15 protein-coding genes are annotated in these 15,339 nt (G+C 73.9%); 10 read left to right on the top strand and 5 right to left on the bottom strand.

Annotation, left to right across the window (positions count from 1 at the left end):
• Window positions 1-214 precede the first annotated feature (214 nt).
• The 6 genes from ACRB68_RS19730 (at window position 215) to ACRB68_RS19705 (ending at window position 6,384) form a co-directional block, all read left to right on the top strand.
• Window positions 215-2,512, top strand: coding sequence for a sensor histidine kinase (locus ACRB68_RS19730; protein ID WP_153534208.1), 2,298 nt, complete (start codon window positions 215-217; stop codon window positions 2,510-2,512).
• Complete coding sequence (locus ACRB68_RS19725) at window positions 2,509-2,940, top strand: roadblock/LC7 domain-containing protein (RefSeq protein WP_153534206.1); 432 nt, start codon at window positions 2,509-2,511, stop codon at window positions 2,938-2,940. Before ACRB68_RS19730 ends, ACRB68_RS19725 begins: the two co-directional genes overlap by 4 nt.
• Window positions 2,937-3,314 carry a DUF742 domain-containing protein gene (locus ACRB68_RS19720; protein WP_153534204.1) on the top strand — a complete coding sequence of 126 codons (378 nt, stop codon included), beginning with the start codon at window positions 2,937-2,939 and terminating at the stop codon, window positions 3,312-3,314. Before ACRB68_RS19725 ends, ACRB68_RS19720 begins: the two co-directional genes overlap by 4 nt.
• On the top strand, window positions 3,298-3,879 hold the full coding sequence (locus ACRB68_RS19715; protein ID WP_328594434.1) for a GTP-binding protein: 582 nt from the start codon (window positions 3,298-3,300) through the stop codon (window positions 3,877-3,879). The genes ACRB68_RS19720 and ACRB68_RS19715 overlap by 17 nt, the downstream gene beginning before the upstream one ends.
• A 111-nt stretch (window positions 3,880-3,990) precedes the next feature.
• Window positions 3,991-4,908, top strand: coding sequence for a DUF5996 family protein (locus ACRB68_RS19710; RefSeq protein ID WP_207709740.1), 918 nt, complete (start codon window positions 3,991-3,993; stop codon window positions 4,906-4,908).
• Window positions 4,909-5,445: 537 nt separating this feature from the next.
• Window positions 5,446-6,384, top strand: a complete 939-nt coding sequence (locus ACRB68_RS19705) for an NBR1-Ig-like domain-containing protein (RefSeq protein WP_153534200.1) — start codon at window positions 5,446-5,448, stop codon at window positions 6,382-6,384.
• Window positions 6,385-6,395: 11 nt separating this feature from the next.
• On the opposite strand, the gene ACRB68_RS19700 is transcribed toward ACRB68_RS19705, so the two are convergent.
• The 3 genes from ACRB68_RS19700 to ACRB68_RS19690 form a co-directional block, all read right to left on the bottom strand.
• Entirely contained in the window at window positions 6,396-6,956 is a 561-nt protein-coding gene (locus ACRB68_RS19700; protein ID WP_153534197.1) for a M23 family metallopeptidase, read from the bottom strand.
• Complete coding sequence (locus tag ACRB68_RS19695; protein ID WP_153534195.1) at window positions 6,953-7,789, bottom strand: peptidoglycan-binding protein; 837 nt, start codon at window positions 7,787-7,789, stop codon at window positions 6,953-6,955. Before ACRB68_RS19695 ends, ACRB68_RS19700 begins: the two co-directional genes overlap by 4 nt.
• Window positions 7,790-7,978: 189 nt before the next feature.
• Window positions 7,979-9,175 carry a DUF418 domain-containing protein gene (locus tag ACRB68_RS19690; protein ID WP_153534193.1) on the bottom strand — a complete coding sequence of 399 codons (1,197 nt, stop codon included), beginning with the start codon at window positions 9,173-9,175 and terminating at the stop codon, window positions 7,979-7,981.
• Window positions 9,176-9,271: 96 nt separating this feature from the next.
• On the opposite strand from ACRB68_RS19690, the gene ACRB68_RS19685 reads away from it, so the two are divergent.
• Window positions 9,272-10,024: a TetR/AcrR family transcriptional regulator gene (locus tag ACRB68_RS19685; RefSeq protein ID WP_153534192.1), complete on the top strand. Its 753-nt coding sequence runs from the start codon at window positions 9,272-9,274 to the stop codon at window positions 10,022-10,024.
• Between the two features lie 4 nt (window positions 10,025-10,028).
• Here ACRB68_RS19685 and ACRB68_RS19680 read toward each other — a convergent pair whose 3' ends face one another.
• Window positions 10,029-10,955, bottom strand: coding sequence for an ADP-ribosylation family protein (locus tag ACRB68_RS19680; RefSeq protein ID WP_153534190.1), 927 nt, complete (start codon window positions 10,953-10,955; stop codon window positions 10,029-10,031).
• Window positions 10,956-10,998: 43 nt separating this feature from the next.
• Entirely contained in the window at window positions 10,999-11,898 is a 900-nt protein-coding gene (locus ACRB68_RS41390) for a LysR family transcriptional regulator (protein ID WP_153534188.1), read from the bottom strand.
• 93 nt (window positions 11,899-11,991) lie between these two features.
• On the opposite strand from ACRB68_RS41390, the gene ACRB68_RS19670 reads away from it, so the two are divergent.
• The 3 genes from ACRB68_RS19670 (at window position 11,992) to ACRB68_RS19660 (ending at window position 15,098) form a co-directional block, all read left to right on the top strand.
• A complete protein-coding gene (locus tag ACRB68_RS19670; RefSeq protein WP_153534186.1) occupies window positions 11,992-12,873 on the top strand; it encodes an NAD(P)H-binding protein in 882 nt (293 codons plus the stop codon).
• Window positions 12,874-12,939: 66 nt separating this feature from the next.
• Window positions 12,940-14,103, top strand: coding sequence for a PucR family transcriptional regulator (locus ACRB68_RS19665; RefSeq protein ID WP_153534185.1), 1,164 nt, complete (start codon window positions 12,940-12,942; stop codon window positions 14,101-14,103).
• Window positions 14,104-14,231: 128 nt separating this feature from the next.
• Complete coding sequence (locus tag ACRB68_RS19660) at window positions 14,232-15,098, top strand: poly(ethylene terephthalate) hydrolase family protein (protein ID WP_153534183.1); 867 nt, start codon at window positions 14,232-14,234, stop codon at window positions 15,096-15,098.
• The last annotated feature ends 241 nt before the right edge of the window (window positions 15,099-15,339 follow it).

Raw genomic sequence — 15,339 nt, 5'->3', positions numbered from 1 at the left:
ACCGGGCGGGCGATACCCCCATGACGGAAGCCACAGAGCCCGTATCCGGCGTGTGATGGCCCCGCCATGCGTTCAACACAACCGTGCAACAGCCCTGAAATCCCCTGGTCCTAGCGTCGCTGCGAGCCGCCGGGGCCGCTGCGGACGTTCCCGGCCGCTCCCAGGCCATGAGGGGGATCGGGTGGATGAAGGCCGAGTCTGCTGAGGACGGGGTATGAGCCCCCGCCATCGCGCACCCGCCAGAAAACGGGGATCGGAGCACGGCCACGGCGCGCCGGCCGAGCGCGATCGCCGGCTGCTGGCCCCGGCGCGCACCATCCGCGCCCGGCTGGGGATCATCCTGGCCCTGCCCACGGCGCTGCTCATCGCGCTGGCGGGCCTCGGCGTCGCCGGGCGGTTCCGGGTGGCCGCGGACGCCGGCACGGCCGTGTCGGACATCGAGCTGATCCTGGCCGTGCAGGACCTGGTCCACTCGCTGCAGCGCGAACGCGGGGTGACCAGCGGCCTGCTCGGCGGCGCCGGGCAGTACCGCCCGCAGGTGGACGCCCAGCGCCGCGCCTCCGACCGGGCCCGCGCGGCACTGGACCGGCGCCTCGGCGACACCGGCGGCGCGGTGCCGCGGGCCGTCCGGGAGGCGCTCGGCCGGCTCGGCACGCTGGGCGCCGTCCGCGGCTCGATCGACGCGGGCCGGACGCGGCGCGCCGCCGCGCTCGACTACTACACCGCCGCCGTCACGGCGCTGAACACCGTGTCCGCGGACGCCTCCGCCGGCCGCGAGGACCGCACGCTCCGGCTGGGGCTGGAGGCCCTCGGCGTGCTGGGCGAGGCCAAGGAGGCCACCGCCCTGGAGCGCGGCCACCTCAACGGCGTCTTCGCCGCGGGCCGGTTCACCCAGGACGACTACCTCCGGTTCGCCCAGGTCCGCGCCGCCAAGCTCGACGCGCTGGCCCGGTTCCGCCGGGTGGCCGCGCCCCGGCGGGCCGCGGCCCTGGAGGGCGCCGAGCGGACGCCCCAGGCGATCGCCGCCGCGGCCTACGAGCAGCGCGCCCTCGACGGGGCGGCGGGGCAGCGCCTCCGGCTCGCCCCGGCCAGGTGGTGGGCGGCGATGACCACGCTGGTCGACGACCTGCGCACCGTCCAGCACGCGATCGGCGAGGACGTGCGGGCCCGCGCGCTGCGGATCGAGGCCGGCGCGCGCCGGACCCTGGCGCTCTACGCCGGTGCGGCCGCGGCCACGCTGGTGACGGCCGTCCTGCTGTGGCTGTACGCCTTCGGCTCGATCGTCCGGCCGCTGCGGCTGCTGGCGGCCGAGGGGCACGAGACGGCCGAGCGCCGGCTGCCCGCGGCCGTGGCGCGCATCCAGGCCGCCGAGGACCCCGGCTCGGTGGTGCCCGACCTGCCGCGTTCCCGGCTGACCCGGCGGGCCGACGAGTTCGCCGACGTCGCCGAGGCGCTGGACGACCTGCAGCGGACGGCGGTGCGGCTCGCGGCCGAGCAGGCCGTCATGCGGCACAACACCGCCGAGTCGCTGGCCAACCTCGGGCGCCGCAACCAGAACCTGGTCCGCCGCCAGCTCGGCTTCATCAGCGCGCTGGAACGCGAGGAGGAGGACCCGGGCGCGCTCGCGAACCTCTTCGAGCTCGACCACCTGGCCACGCGCATGCGCCGCAACGCCGAGAGCCTGCTGGTCCTGGTGGGCGAGCACAGCCCCCGCCGCGCGACGGGAACGGTCCCCGTGGGCGACGTCCTGCGCGCGGCGTTCGCCGAGGTCGAGGACTACCGCCGGGTCCTGCTGCGCCGCGCCGACGAGGCCGCGGTCAAGGGGACGGTGGCGGCCGAGATCGCGCACCTGCTCGCCGAGCTCGTCGAGAACGCGCTGACGTTCTCGCCCCCCGACCGGGAGGTGGAGGTGCACGCGCGCAGCGACGGCTCGTCCTACCACATCGCGATCGTGGACCAGGGCCTCGGCATGGACGCCGAGGCGATGGCCACGGCCAACGCCCGCCTGCGCGGCGAGCAGAGCTTCCTGGTCGCGCCGGCGCGCGATCTCGGGCACTACGTCGTGGGCCGCCTCGCCGAACGCCTGGGCATCAAGGTGTGGCTGCACGACTCCCCGCTGAACGGCGTCACGGCCCGGATCGCGCTCCCCGGGAGCGTGCTGGCGCCGGCCGGGCGGCCGGCGCCCGAACCCGTCGCCGCGATGGCGGCGCCCCCGCCCTCCGGCGGCACGCCGGAGCGCGCCGCCGCGGCCGCGGCGCCCGCCCCCGCCGCGGACCCGCCGGACGACGTCGCGACGACCCGCAACGGGCTGGCGAAACGCCGGCCGCGCGAAGGCGCGCTCCGCAGGCCGCAACGGCCCGCGCCGCCGCCGGAGCACCCGCCCCATGCGGAACCGGAACGCACACCGGACCAGGTGCGGTCGATGCTCGACGCCTTCCGCTCGGGCGTTCACCGGGCCACGGAGGCCGGCCCGCCCGCGCGTCCGCGTGACGAGAGAACAGGAGAGCGATGATGTCGGAGGCACAGAGCTTCAACTGGCTGCTGGGCAGCTTCGTCCGGGAGACCGACGGCGTCGTCCACGCGGTGGCGGTGTCGTCGGACGGGCTGCTGATGGCCATGTCGGAGGGGCTGGACCGGGCGGGCGCCGAGCACCTCGGCGCGATCGTGTCGGGCGTGACGAGCCTGGCGCGCAGCGCCTCGCGGCACTACGACTTCGCGGGGCTGAAGCTCGTGATGATCGAGATGCGCCGGGGGTTCCTGCTGGTGTCGGCCATCTCGGACGGCAGCTGCCTCGGCGTGGTGGCCGCGGGAGGCTGCGACCTCGGGCTGGTCGGCCATGAGATGGCCGCGCTGTGCGACCGCTTCGGCGCGCTGCTGACCCCGCGGACGGTGACCGAGCTGAAGAACGGGGTCCTCCGGCGGGATCGGGCGTCGCGATGAGCGGGCCCGAACGCTGGAACCCCGATCCCGACGCCGACGGGTTCGTGCGCCCGTTCATCGTCACCGGCGGCCGGACCCGCCCCGTCGACGGCCGGCTGCGGGTCGAGACCATGATCACCGCGCTGCCCGCGGCCCTTTCGGCGCCGCTCGGCTTCGAGCGGCGGCGCATCGTGGAGGCGTGCCAGCGCCCGCTGGCCGTCGCCGAGGCGGCCCACCTGCTGCGCGTCCCGGTCGGGGTGGCCCGCGTGCTGGTCGCCGACCTCATCGCCGAGGGCCTGGTCACCGTGCACCGGCACGTCACCGTGCCGCACTCCCCCGGCCATCCGTCCCTGGCCCTGCTGGAGAGGATCCGCGACGGTGTCCGTGCGCTCTGACCCGCCGGTGGCCGACGGCCCCGTCCTCTCCGCCAAGATCATCGTCTCCGGCGGCTTCGGGGTCGGCAAGACCACCTTCGTCGGCGCCGTCTCCGAGATCCGGCCGCTCACCACCGAGGCGGCCATGACCGAGGCGGCGGCGGGCATCGACGACACCGGCGGGGTCGCCACCAAGACCACCACGACGGTCGCCTTCGACTTCGGCCGCATCACCCTGGACGAGGGCGTCGTGCTCTACATGTTCGGCACGCCGGGCCAGGAGCGGTTCGCCTTCCTGTGGGACGACCTGGTGGAGGGCGCGATCGGGTCGGTGATCCTGCTGGACACGCGCCGTATCGACCAGGCGTTCCCCGCACTGGACTTCTTCGAGGAGACCGGCATCCCGATCGCGATCGGGATCAACCAGTTCCCCGGTGGCCGCCGCTACGACACCGAGGAGGTGCGCGAAGCGCTCGGCGTCCCGGACCGGATCCCGCTGGTGCCCTGCGACGCGCGCGACCGCGCGTCGGTCAAGCAGGTCCTGCTGGCGCTGCTGGACAGCGTGATCGTGGGCGCGGACGGCTGACCGCAGGGAGATTTGGGCTGCTTGAGGCATTCGGAGGGCTCGCGGGCGGATACAGGGGTGAGGGAGGGCAGCTTCCGGAGGGGGAAGGCGCGTATGGGCGGGAGAAGTGACGTGTGGCCGGAGCTCTCCTGGGAGAGGGTGGGGCCGCTGGTCGAATACCTGAATCCGCTGGTGCAGATCGGCGGTAAATACTCCCTCGACATGCCCTTTGAGACCGGCTGGGGCAACGTCGTCCTCGACGTCACCCCGCGAGGCCTGCGGACACCCACCTACCGGCAGGGCGACGTCGCCTTCGCCGTGCACTACCGGCTGCTCGACGGCGACATGCTCATCGAGGCCGACAGCGGCTCGGCCACGCTGCCGCTGGCGGACCACTCGGTGGCCGACCGCTTCGTCGCGTTCCGCGAAGCGGCGGCGGAGCTCGGCATCCCGGCGCCGCGCTCGACCCGGATCTGCGAGATCCCGGGGTCCGCGCCGAAGTTCGAGGACGACCGCGAGCACCGCCCCTGGGACGCGGGCGCCGCCCGTCTCGTCTGGCGCGCCTTCGACCTGGCCGCCGCGGGCCTGGAGGCGTGGCAGGCCCCCTTCCAGGGCCATCGCCCGCGCGTCGGCGTCATGTGGGGCGGCTTCGACCTGTCCGCGACGCGGTACCGCCCGCATCGCACCACCCCGCGCCGGGACCTCCCGGCGTTCCAGCAGAACGGCGAGCTGACCGAGTACGTCTCGGTCGGCTTCTCCCTCGGCGACGCCGAGACCGACCCGGGCATGTACGCCTACATCTGGCCGCAGCCCGACGGCATGGACGGCCGCTCCTGGGGCGTCGACGGCGCGACCTGGAACTCCGCCGCCGGCCTGGTCCAGCTGCCCTGGCGCGTCCTGCGCGAGGCACCCGACCCGCACCGGGCCATCGTGGCGTTCGGCGACGCCGTCTACGACGCGGCCGTCGACCTCGCCGGCTGGTCCACCGACCTCCTCGGACCACGCTGCGACGGCTGGCACATGAGCACGACCCCGGCACACCACCCGTAACGGCCGATCACAGCAGCCGAAGGCCGTGCGACGTCGAAATCTTCGCCACGGCCTACGAGAACGCCGAAGAGAAATTCGGACTCTTCTTTGGTCTGTTTTCCCCGGGTTCCGTTTAGGTTCGGCCTTTACTTGTGGCCCCTTATGGCGTCCGGCCCTCCACCCGCGGCGGCTCTTTAGCGGGAGGCGGCCCGAAGTCCGCAAGAGTGAGGCACCAGGTTGGCTTTGGCCAGGTGTTCGAACCGGTGTGGGCGACAGCGCTGCTTCCCCAGAAGGAGGCAGGACTTCAGTCGGGCGTCGGCCCGCTCGCTCGCTGGGGATGCGCCGCTAGGCGTGGGGTCGGCGGCGGCGCACAAGCGTCTGGGCACTCCCAGATGTGCAGCGGTGTTGTTGGGCGCGCTGCATGAAGCCCGCGCCGGCCGGGGCGGTGACCTTGGAGGGGCGGCGGAAAGTGTTCAATGCGGGCTTACCGCCCCGTCGTACCTGTCGGTGTCGGGTAGAGCCTTGAGGGAGGGGCGGGGGCGCTGTTAGCTTCGGCCGGTGGACGACGGCATGCGTGCACGGGCGGAGGCGGTCGCGGAGTTCGCGGCGACCTTGCGGGAACTGCGTATGTCCGTTGGGAACCCTTCTTTTCGGGAAATGTCCGGGCGATCCGGGGCTATCTCCCATACGACGTTGCACGAGGCCACGAAGGGGAACCGGCTTCCGAGCTGGGGCACCACCGCCGAGTTCGTCAAGGCGTGCGGCGCCGATCCGGCCGAATACCGCGAGCGCTGGGACACGGCGAACCTCGCCGTCAGGTCGGCCGGGGAGCAGGCGCCTCTGGCGGGCGTTCCGGTGGCCCATCCGCCCGCTGAAGCCGCGGCCTCCGGTGCGGAGCTGCAGGCTGTGCGCATCATCGCCATCGGGCCGCAGCCGGTCGACGAGGATGTGCCTGCGCCGGAAGGGCGCGGGTGGTTGTGGCCGGCGCTTTTGGGCGGTGCCGTGCTCGTGGCGGCCGGGGTGGGGGTGGCGATCTTTGTCGACCGGGGTTCCCCGCCCGACCGGAGCGCTTCGGGGGCTGCGCCCCCGCCCGTCTGCCCGGTGCGGGCGCCGCAGGCGGTGGCGGCCCGGCCGGCTCATGCGGGGGATGCGGCCCGGTTCGTCGCCGATGTCACGTTGCCCGACTGCTCGCACGTGGGGCCGGGACGGACCGTTGCCAAGGTGTGGCGGCTCAGGAACACCGGGAACGTGCGATGGAAGGGGTATTCGCTGCTTCGCCTCGATCTTCCGCAGCAGGCCGACCAGTGCCGGACCGAGGTGCAGGTGCCGATCGGTGACACGCGGCCGGGCGGGACGGTCGATGTGCGGGCCGACGTCACTACGCCGGAGAAGCCGGGCCTGTGTTACGCGCGGTTCAAGATGGTGGACGCCTCGGGGAGGATCGCCTTCCCCGGGAGCCGGCCGGTCAACTTCCAGGTGATCGTCGACCGGCCGTAGCCCCCGCGGCGTTATCGGACGTTGTAGCCCTGGGAGTTCCAGAACCGGGTCGGGTTCGGGTTGTCCAGGTGCGGGTCGCCGACGCTCTTGGCCGCGTGCGTCTGCCGGCCGAGGCGCATCTCGACGTGGGTGTGCGCGGACCTGCTGGACGACACCCCGTGCCACGACTCGTCGGCGATGACCTGGCCGCGGCGGATCGTCTGGCCCACGCGCAGGGACGAGCGCGGCGCGGTGTGCAGGTAGATCACCGTCTTGTTCAGCGCGGCGTTGTAGACGGCGATCGTGGAGAGCCCGGCCCGGCCGGTGTAGCCGCGGGCGACGTAGATGAGCCTGCCGGCCGTCAGGGCGCGGACGTCCGCGCCGATGCGGCGGGCGATGTCGATGCCCTCGTGCCGGCCGGGCGTGCTGGAGTAGCCGTCGAAGCCGCAGGTGATCCGGCCGCCGCCGCCCACGTACAGCGCCGACGACATGTTGGTGCGGACCGCCGCCGAGGCGGGCGGGGCGGTGGCGAGCACCGTCCCGCCGAGCGCGGTCGCGGTGGCCGTCGTGAGGATCTTGCCGAGCGTTTTCATGCCGTTCTCCCTCGCAGCAGCGCCTGGGACTCTTCCCAGGTGCGGATGGTCACTTTCGGTCCGTCGTCGGGGCCCCGGTCGGCGAGGCCGTTCTGGCCGAGGTAGTAGTCGCCGACCTGGTGCTGGGCCTGGGTGGACAGGTCGGTGTCGCTGATGGCGACGGCGTGGATGTGCCAGGGCCAGGCGCCCTGGCGGGGGCTGCGCACCCAGGCCGCGAAGCCGGCGCGGCGCAGCGCGCGGGCGGCCGCGACGCGGGTGGCGGCGTTCATGCCCTTGACCGAGACGTCGACGACGCCGCCGCCGTCGTGGGTGCCGGCGGACGTGGGGTCGCCGCCGGGGTTGTAGGAGCCCTGGTCCAGCACGAGGTCGCGGCCGAACAGCCGTTTCGCCTCGGCCAGCATGCTGCGGGTGCGGGTGTCGATGACGACGCCGCCGGCGGGCACGCGGGCGCCGGGGCCGATGGCGTGGGCGACCTTGAAGCGGCCCGCTCCGAGCTCGGCGAGCGATGTCCTGCCCGGCAGGCCGTTGGCCATGAGGCCGGTGTAGCCGAGCGACCTCTGGTACTTGGCGTAGGCGGTGACCGTGGTGGTGCCGAAGTACCCGTCGACCCACCTGCCGTCGAGCAGGTGCCGGTCGCGCAGCGCCCGCTCGACGAGGAGCACGCCGGCCTTGGCGCCCGGCGTCGGCGTGTGGCCGGGCCGCCGCGGGTCGATCTGGGCCGCCTTGACGACGGCCTCCATGTTCACGCTGGGAACGGCTGCCGATGCTCCGGGCGCTTCGGTCAGGGACAGGGCGGCCGCCATGAGGGCGGCGGCGCATGTGGACGGCTTCATCGGTTCTCCTGAGATTCGGGAGCGATCCCAACGTCACGGATCGCTCCCGAGCCCACAAGGGAATCGGTGTTGTCAGCCTGTCCGACGTGCCGTTTCTTACAGCCTTACGCTCCGGGCCGGTCCTTTTGGCCCGGTTCCGGCAGGGGGTCCTCTCGCGCGGTGGTGATCCGGGGTTCGCGGTCGTGGCCGCTACGGGCGGGGTCCGTAGGTCAGGCGGCGCAGGACCTTCTCGGCGGGGCCGGGCTTGTCGCGCCTGTCGAGCAGGGCGGCGAGCACGACGGTGGCCAGCCAGACGATCACCGCGATCACCAGCCCGGCGACCGTGGGGCTGCCGAAACGGCCGGCGAGGGCCAGGGTGAAGGGCGCCAGCAGGACGAGCCAGGCCACCGACTGGAACAGGTAGCCCGACAGGGAGCGGCGGCCGAGCGCCGCGAGGGCTCCGGTGACCGGGCCGGGCCGGGTGATCCGCATGGTGACCAGGCCGAAGACGGCCACGTAGCCGGGGCCGGCGAACATGCCGCTGGCGCCGTGGAGCAGCAGCGCCAGGTCGGCCGTCGAGGCGTCGGTGTGCAGCCATCCGGCGGCGATCAGGGCGGCCGGCAGGCCGCCGGCGACGGCGACGGCGAGCCCGGTCACGGCGGTCCGGCGGAGCAGGGCCCGGTGCCGGGCCGGCTCCTCCAGGACGCGGCGGCGGGCGGCCCACATGCCCAGCCAGGCGATCATGATGAACGGCAGGACGGCCAGCGTGTGCCCCGGCCATTCGCGCACGCGGTCCAGCATGGACTCGAGGTAGCCGGAAGCGGCGAGGGAGTCGATGTGCTTCACCGGCAGTGAGGCCGTGCCGTCGTTCGCCAGGATCCCCTTCAGCACGACGGCGCCGAGCACGACGCTCTCGACCGCCGCCAGCGCCCAGAGCGCCAGCACGATCCGGTGGAACCTGTCGCCCCGGCGCAGCAGCAGCAGGGTCATCGCGATGCCGACGATCCCGTAGGCGCCGAGGAAGTCGCCGTAGTACAGCAGGGCGGCGTGGGCGAACCCGAAGGCCACCAGCCAGAGGTTGCGGCGCATCAGGATCGAGCGGACCCGGCCGGGCGGCACGCCGGCGGCGTCCTGGCGGCGGGCGAGCTGGACGACGCCGTAGCCGAACATCACCGCGAAGACCGGGTAGCCGCGGGCGTGGGCGAGCTCGAAGAGCAGGAAGGTGAGGCCGCGGTCGGCCCCCTCGGGCCTCGGGGCCAGGCCGGGTTCGCCGGCGAACACCACGCCGGCGACGTTGGCCACCGCGATGATCAGCAGCATCGCGCCCCGGGCCAGGTCCGGGGCGAGGGCGCGGTCGGCGCGCCGGACCGGTCCGCCCGGCGCGCGTGTCGGAGTGTCGGTGGTCATGGCCGTCCCTTCCGGAGGCACTTAGTTTCATTGATAAAGTATCACAGGCAAACTAATAGGGGTCTGCCATGATGGGAGCCGACGGGTGAGGGGGCCATGACCAGCGAAGACCGCGTTCCGGCGCCGCTGCGCCGGCTGTGGCGGATCCCGGAGGCCTCGCGCCTCGGCCGCCCCGCGACCCTGGACGTCGACCTGGTCGTCGCCACCGCCGTGGCGGCCGCCGACGGCGAGGGCCTGGACGGCGTGACCCTGCCCAAGATCGGCAAGCGCCTCGGCGTCACCGGGATGTCGCTCTACCGGCACATCGGGTCCAAGGACGAGCTGCTCACGCTGATGGCCGACCACGCGCTCGGCGCCCCGCCGGGCCTGGACGCCGCCGACTGGCGCGAGGGGCTGCGCGCCTGGGCCCGCGCGCTGCGCGCGGTGTTCCGGCGCCGGCCGTGGATGACGCACCTGCCGATCTCCGGCCCGCCCTCCGGGCCGAACCAGATCGCCTGGATGGAGGCCGCGCTGGCCGCCATGGCCCCCACCCGGCTCGGCTGGGCGCACAAGCTCGGCGCCCTGTCACTGATCAGCGGCTATGTGACCCAGTCGGTGCGCCAGGAGGACGAGCTCGCCCGGGGCCGGGCCGACGGGCAGGGGCAGGCCGACGCCGAACGCGACTACGGCCGCGCGCTGATGCGGCTGGTCGACCCGGCGCGCTTCCCCGAGACGGCCCGCCTGTTCTCCTCGCCCCTGTTCGAGGCGCCGCCGTCGGACACCCCCGACAGCGCGATCGCCGACGCGGACTTCTCCCTCGGCCTGGACCTGGTCCTGGACGGCATCGCCTGCCAGGTCGAACGCTCCTGACCCCTCAGAGGACGGCGACGGACTCCAGGGAGCGGTGGCGGTGGTGGGCGCCGGCGATGGCCGCGAGGGCGGGCCGGTCCAGGGCGGTGTAGGCCAGGACGAGGAGTTCGTTGGCGTAGGCCTCGCGGGCCGGGTCGCCGAACGAGGCCCAGTGCAGGTCGCGGCCGAGGACCAGGGCCTCGGCCGGGTCGCCCGCCGCGCACCGGCTCCGGGCCTCGGCCACGCTGTCCGCCAGGGCCTCGGCGTCGTCGAAATGGGCGTACATGTACGTCGCGAACTTGTATTCGTCGGCCTCGTTGTGGGCGGGGCGGCCGAGTGCCGTTTCGCCCGCGACGAGCGCTCCCGCGCCGTCCAGCGTCGTGATCCGGTCCCGGTCGACGGGCGGGACGACGGCCGGCTGGTATTCGACGTTGTAGTCCATGCCGATCTCGGCGCGGTCCCCGGTCTCGAAGGCGGTCAGCTTTTCGCGGAGCCGGCCGAGCCGGGACCGTTTCTCAGGCGATCCCTCCCCGTCGTCGGGGTCGTCGAGGTCGAACCAGACGCGTTCGAGATATCCGCGCACCGCTTCCAGCGGGGTCGCCGCGGTCGTGTCGATGCCGTCGCCGTCATTGGTGTAATAGGAGGCGACCCCGGAGCAGGTGCGGTCGTCGTCGAACCACAGGCCGTAATGCAGGCCGTCGCTGCCGCCGTGCATGAAGGTGACGAACTCGGGCGGGTCGCGGTAGAAGCGCCAGTGCACCCGGATGTCGATGCCGTCGCGGGGCTGCGCGCCGGGGTCGGCGAACAGGTCCATGATGCCGGTCGGACTGAGCCACAGGTCGTCGTGCAGGGCCTGCCGTTCCACCGCGTCCAGGGACCGGTGGAAGGCCTGGAACCGGAAAAGCGACTCCGGTGCTTCGAGTCCCCAATCACGCCGGAATCGTTCTTCCATTGGCTGCCTCCCATTTCGGGGTGAATGGCGTTGAGGGCCGAGATTAGCCTGGTTCCAACGCCGGGTGGGCGGCTTCCGCTATCGCGGTGGCGGTGCGGACGAATGCCGCCAGGGCCGGGGAGCGCGATTCCCGCGGCCAGGCCAGGGTGAGCGTGAGCGGCGCCAGGTCGGCGACGGTCCGGTAGACGACGCCGGGGCGGGGGTGGCGCCGCACCAGCGAGGCGGGCGGGAACCAGACGAGGCCGCCCAGTTCGACCAGGTTGAAGATCTGCGCCAGGTCCAGGCGCCGGGGCGCGACGCCCGCCACGTCCGGGCGGGGCGCCGCGGGCGGGCGGTCCTCCTGGTCGGCGGGGGCGCCGTCGGGCAGGACCCGGCCGGCCAGGTCGGCCAGGCGCAGGGACGGGCGGGCGGCCAGCGGGTCGGCCGCCGCCAGCGCCACCAGGCGGGGCTCGGTGAGCAGCGGTTCGACGTCCAGCCCGCGCCCGTCGAAGGGGGCGGGCAGCAGCGCGACGTCCGCGCGGCCGTCGCGCAGCGCCGGGAGCTGCTCGTCGCGGCCGCCCAGCAGCAGCCGCACCGGCAGCGCGGCCGGTTCGTCCCGGTAGGCGGCGAGGATCCGCGGCAGCAGGCCGCCGTCGTAGTCGGCCTTCAGCGCCAGGCGCAGCCCGGGTTCGGGCCGGCCGGCCCGCCGGGCGCGGCGGGCGGCGGCCGCGACCGCGTCCAGGGCGGTGCGGGCGTCGCGGAGCAGGACCTCCCCGGCGGGGGTGAGGGCGACCCGGCGCGTGGTGCGCTCCAGCAGCCGGACGCCGAGCTGCCGCTCCAGGTCCCGGATCGCGCGCGACAGCGGCGGCTGCGCCATGCCGAGCCGCTCGGCGGCGAGCCCGAAGTGCAGCTCCTCGGCGACGGCCACGAAATACCGGAGCTGCCGGACCTCCAGGTCATTCATACCTGCACGGTATCAATCGCGTCCGGATCGGTCCTTCAGGTTCGGCGGGGCACGGCATTGACTGTGCGGCGAACCCTTCCTTGAGGAGCACCGATGATCGTCATCACCGCGCCCACCGGCCAGATCGGCCGCCTGGTCACCGACCGCCTGCTGGCCGCCGGCGCCCCCGTCCGGCTGATCGCCCGGGACCCGGCCCGGCTGCCCGGCGAAGTGCGCGAACGCGCCGAGGTCGTGCCCGGCTCGCACGGCGACCCCGACGTGGTCGCCAAGGCGTTCGCCGGCGCCGACACCGTCTTCTGGCTGCTGCCGCCGAACCACCGCGCCGCCGACCTGCACGCGGCCTTCGTCGACTTCACCCGGCCGGCGTGCGCGGCCTTCACCGAGCAGGGCGTCCAGCGGGTGGTCGGCGTGTCGGCCCTCGGCCGCGGCACCCCGATGGCCGCGAACGCCGGGCACGTGACCGCGTCGCTGGCCATGGACGACCTGATCGCGGGCACCGGCGTGGCCTACCGGGCGCTGGCGCTGCCCACGTTCATGGACAACATGCTGCGCCAGGCCGAACCGATCAAGAACGAGGGCGTGTTCGTCTCGTGCAGCCCCGGCGACCGCAAGGCGCCCGCGTGCGCCGTCCGCGACATCGCCGCGGCCGCCGCGGACCTGCTGCTGGACGGCACCTGGACCGGGGTCGAGGAGGTCCCGCTGCTCGGCCCCGAGGACCTGTCCCTGGACGACATGGCCCAGATCATGACCGAGGTGCTGCGGCGGCCCGTCCGCTACCGGCAGGTCCCGGTCGAGAAGTTCCGGGCGGGGCTCCTGCGCGCGGGGATGTCCGAGGCCGTGGCCCAGGGCATGGTGGAGATGTTCCAGGCCAAGGACGCCGGCCTGGATCACGGCGTGACGCGCACCCCGCGCAACACCTCCCCCACCACCTTCCGCCAGTGGTGCGAGGAAACGCTGCGACCCGCCGTCCACTGAAGCGCATTCGTGCTGGACCTGGGCACCCGGCCTCGGCCACCATGCATCCCTACGCAGGGAGGCGACTTGCAGGAGCTTCGACTCGTCGACTGGTACAGCGGCAACGTGCCCGAGCTCGCGCGCATGGTGACAGAGGAGTGCTATCGCGCCATCCCCTACTACGCCGCGATGACCCGCGAGACCCTGAACGCGACCATGCTGCCCTCGGCGGAGCTGGCGATCGGCTTCAGCGCGCACAAGCTGCGGGAGGGCCGGACTGCGATGAGCCCGGAGGAACGGCAGCGGGTGATCAAGCTGTCGGCCCGCCGGGCCGAGCAGGGGGTGCCGCTGGAGGCCGCGCTGCTCGGCCACCACCTGGGCATCGAGATGTGCTGGCGCGCGGTCGCCGAAGAGGCGCGCGAGGACGAGGCGGCGCAGGTCATGCACATCACCCGGCACCTGTTCGGGTTCCTGCGCGAGGTCGTCCCGGCGGTGACGGTCGCCCACGTCCAGGCCCAGCAGAAGCGGCACGACGAGCAGCGGGAGGCGCTGCGGATGCTGCACGGCGCGCTGCTGGCCGGGGAGCCCGCCGAGGCCTACGCCGTCCGCGCCGGGGTCGAGCTGGCCGACTCCTACCAGGCCGTGGTGCTGCGCTTCGGCGGGCTGGAGCACAGCATGCCGCGGACGGTGCGGGCGCTGCGCGACGTCCAGGAGGTCCTCGGCGGCACGCTGGCCACGGTGAGCCCGCGCGGGGTCGACGCGCTGCTTCCGGGGAGCGGCGCCGCGGACACGCTGGCCCGGCTGATGGCCGATGTCGGCCGCGCGGCGCACCGCCCGATCGTCGCGGCCGTCGCCGACGCGGCCGGCCGGGACCTGGTCCCGGCCGCGGCCGAGGAGGCCCGCGAGGTCGCCGCGCTGGTCTCCCGGCTCGGCCGGCCGCCCGGCGTCTACACTCTGGACGACGTCCTGCTGGAGTACCAGCTGGCCCGTCCCGGCCACGGCCTGGACCGGCTCGCCGCCCGGCTGGAGCCCGTCGCCGACCGGCCGGATCTGGTCGAGACGCTGCGCGCGTTCGTCCGCCACGGCCACAACCGCCGGCTCGCGGCCGACGACCTGCACGTCCACCGCAACACGCTGGACTACCGGCTGCGCGGCATCGCGCAGCGCACCGGGCTCGACCCGGCCGACCCGCGGCAGGCCCAGCTGCTCGCGGCGGCACTGAACGCCCACGACCTCCTGAACGGACTGTGACGCCGGAGTTTGGGCAATCTCACAAACGCATCGCTCGTTTCCTCATTGTCCGCACCATGACTTCGGGGCCGGTGGGAAGAAGAATCCCGATCCACCGCGCAACTTCCCACCCCCCGGAAGGACCCCCGATGTCCCGTCGTGCCTGGATCGCCGCGCTGGTCACCACCCCCCTGCTCGCCACGGCCGCCCTGGCGGTCTCCTTCTCCCCCGGACCGGCGCCGGCGACGGCGCGGACCGTCGCCGCCGCCGACACCGTCGACTGGGCCGCGGACGGCCCGTACGCGGTGACCGTCGACAGCACCCCGCTCAACCACACCATCTACCGCCCGCAGAACCTCGGCGCGACCGGCGCCCGCCTCCCGGTGGTCATCTGGGGCAACGGGACCGGCGCGACGCCGGCGGCCTACGACGGCCTGCTGAAGCACTGGGCCAGCTACGGGATCATCGTGGCCGCCGCGAACACCACGATGTCCAACGACGGCACCGCGATGCGCAAGGGCCTGGACCTGCTGGCCAAGCGCGACGCCACCGCGACCAGCCCCTACTACGGCAAGGTGGACCTGGCGCACGTGGTGTCCGCCGGGCACTCGCAGGGCGGCGCGGGCGCGCTCAACGCCGCGGCCGACACCCGGGTCGACGCCGTGCTGCCGATCGAGCCGGGCCCCCTCGCCTCGCCGGAGAAGGTCACCCAGCCCACCATGTACATGGCCGGGGAGAAGGACAGCATCGTCAACCCGGCCTGGGTCCGCGACTTCTACGACCGCTCCTCCGCGCGGCCGGCCGTCCTCGCCGAGATCAAGGGCGCGACGCACTTCACCCCGCCCGGCGACGGCGGCACGTTCCGCGCCCCGACGACCGCCTGGCTCCAGTTCGTGCTCCGCGACGACCCGGCCGCCCGCGCCATGTTCAGCGGCCCGGCCTGCGGCTTCTGTACCGCCGACGGCCTGTTCTCCGTCTGGCTGCGCAACGCGAAGTTCACCGAGTTCGCCGGCTAGCGGCGACTGCCATGAGCGGACGTCATCGCACCGAGACCGCCGCCTACGACGACCACCGGCCCGGACACGGGGCCGGTGGTCCGGCGGCCGGCGGCTATCCTCCTCCGCCCTCCGGCCAGCGCCTCCGTGGGGGGCACCCCCAACACCGAGGCGCGTCGCAGGCTCCGGGCGCCTCGGCCCCCCGCCTCCGTGGGGGGCACCCCCAACACCGAGGCGCGTCGCAAGCTCCGGGCGCCTCGGC

Origin of the sequence: Actinomadura macrotermitis, from assembly GCF_009604375.1 — a bacterium.
GTDB classification, from domain to species: Bacteria; Actinomycetota; Actinomycetes; order Streptosporangiales; family Streptosporangiaceae; genus Spirillospora; species Spirillospora macrotermitis.
Note: the sequence above shows the minus strand (reverse complement) of the source record. Positions and strands in the feature narration are given on the sequence as shown.

Excerpts from the sequence above, each read along its gene's own strand:
- ACRB68_RS19730 (WP_153534208.1), top strand. The coding sequence starts at position 215 with ATGAGCCCCCGCCATCGCGCACCCGCCAGAAAACGGGGATCGGAGCAC.
- ACRB68_RS19725 (WP_153534206.1), top strand. The coding sequence starts at position 2,509 with ATGATGTCGGAGGCACAGAGCTTCAACTGGCTGCTGGGCAGCTTCGTC.
- ACRB68_RS19720 (WP_153534204.1), top strand. The coding sequence starts at position 2,937 with ATGAGCGGGCCCGAACGCTGGAACCCCGATCCCGACGCCGACGGGTTC.
- ACRB68_RS19700 (WP_153534197.1), bottom strand. The coding sequence starts at position 6,956 with ATGAAAACGCTCGGCAAGATCCTCACGACGGCCACCGCGACCGCGCTC.
- ACRB68_RS19695 (WP_153534195.1), bottom strand. The coding sequence starts at position 7,789 with ATGAAGCCGTCCACATGCGCCGCCGCCCTCATGGCGGCCGCCCTGTCC.
- ACRB68_RS19690 (WP_153534193.1), bottom strand. The coding sequence starts at position 9,175 with ATGACCACCGACACTCCGACACGCGCGCCGGGCGGACCGGTCCGGCGC.
- ACRB68_RS19685 (WP_153534192.1), top strand. The coding sequence starts at position 9,272 with ATGACCAGCGAAGACCGCGTTCCGGCGCCGCTGCGCCGGCTGTGGCGG.
- ACRB68_RS19680 (WP_153534190.1), bottom strand. The coding sequence starts at position 10,955 with ATGGAAGAACGATTCCGGCGTGATTGGGGACTCGAAGCACCGGAGTCG.
- ACRB68_RS41390 (WP_153534188.1), bottom strand. The coding sequence starts at position 11,898 with ATGAATGACCTGGAGGTCCGGCAGCTCCGGTATTTCGTGGCCGTCGCC.
- ACRB68_RS19670 (WP_153534186.1), top strand. The coding sequence starts at position 11,992 with ATGATCGTCATCACCGCGCCCACCGGCCAGATCGGCCGCCTGGTCACC.
- ACRB68_RS19660 (WP_153534183.1), top strand. The coding sequence starts at position 14,232 with ATGTCCCGTCGTGCCTGGATCGCCGCGCTGGTCACCACCCCCCTGCTC.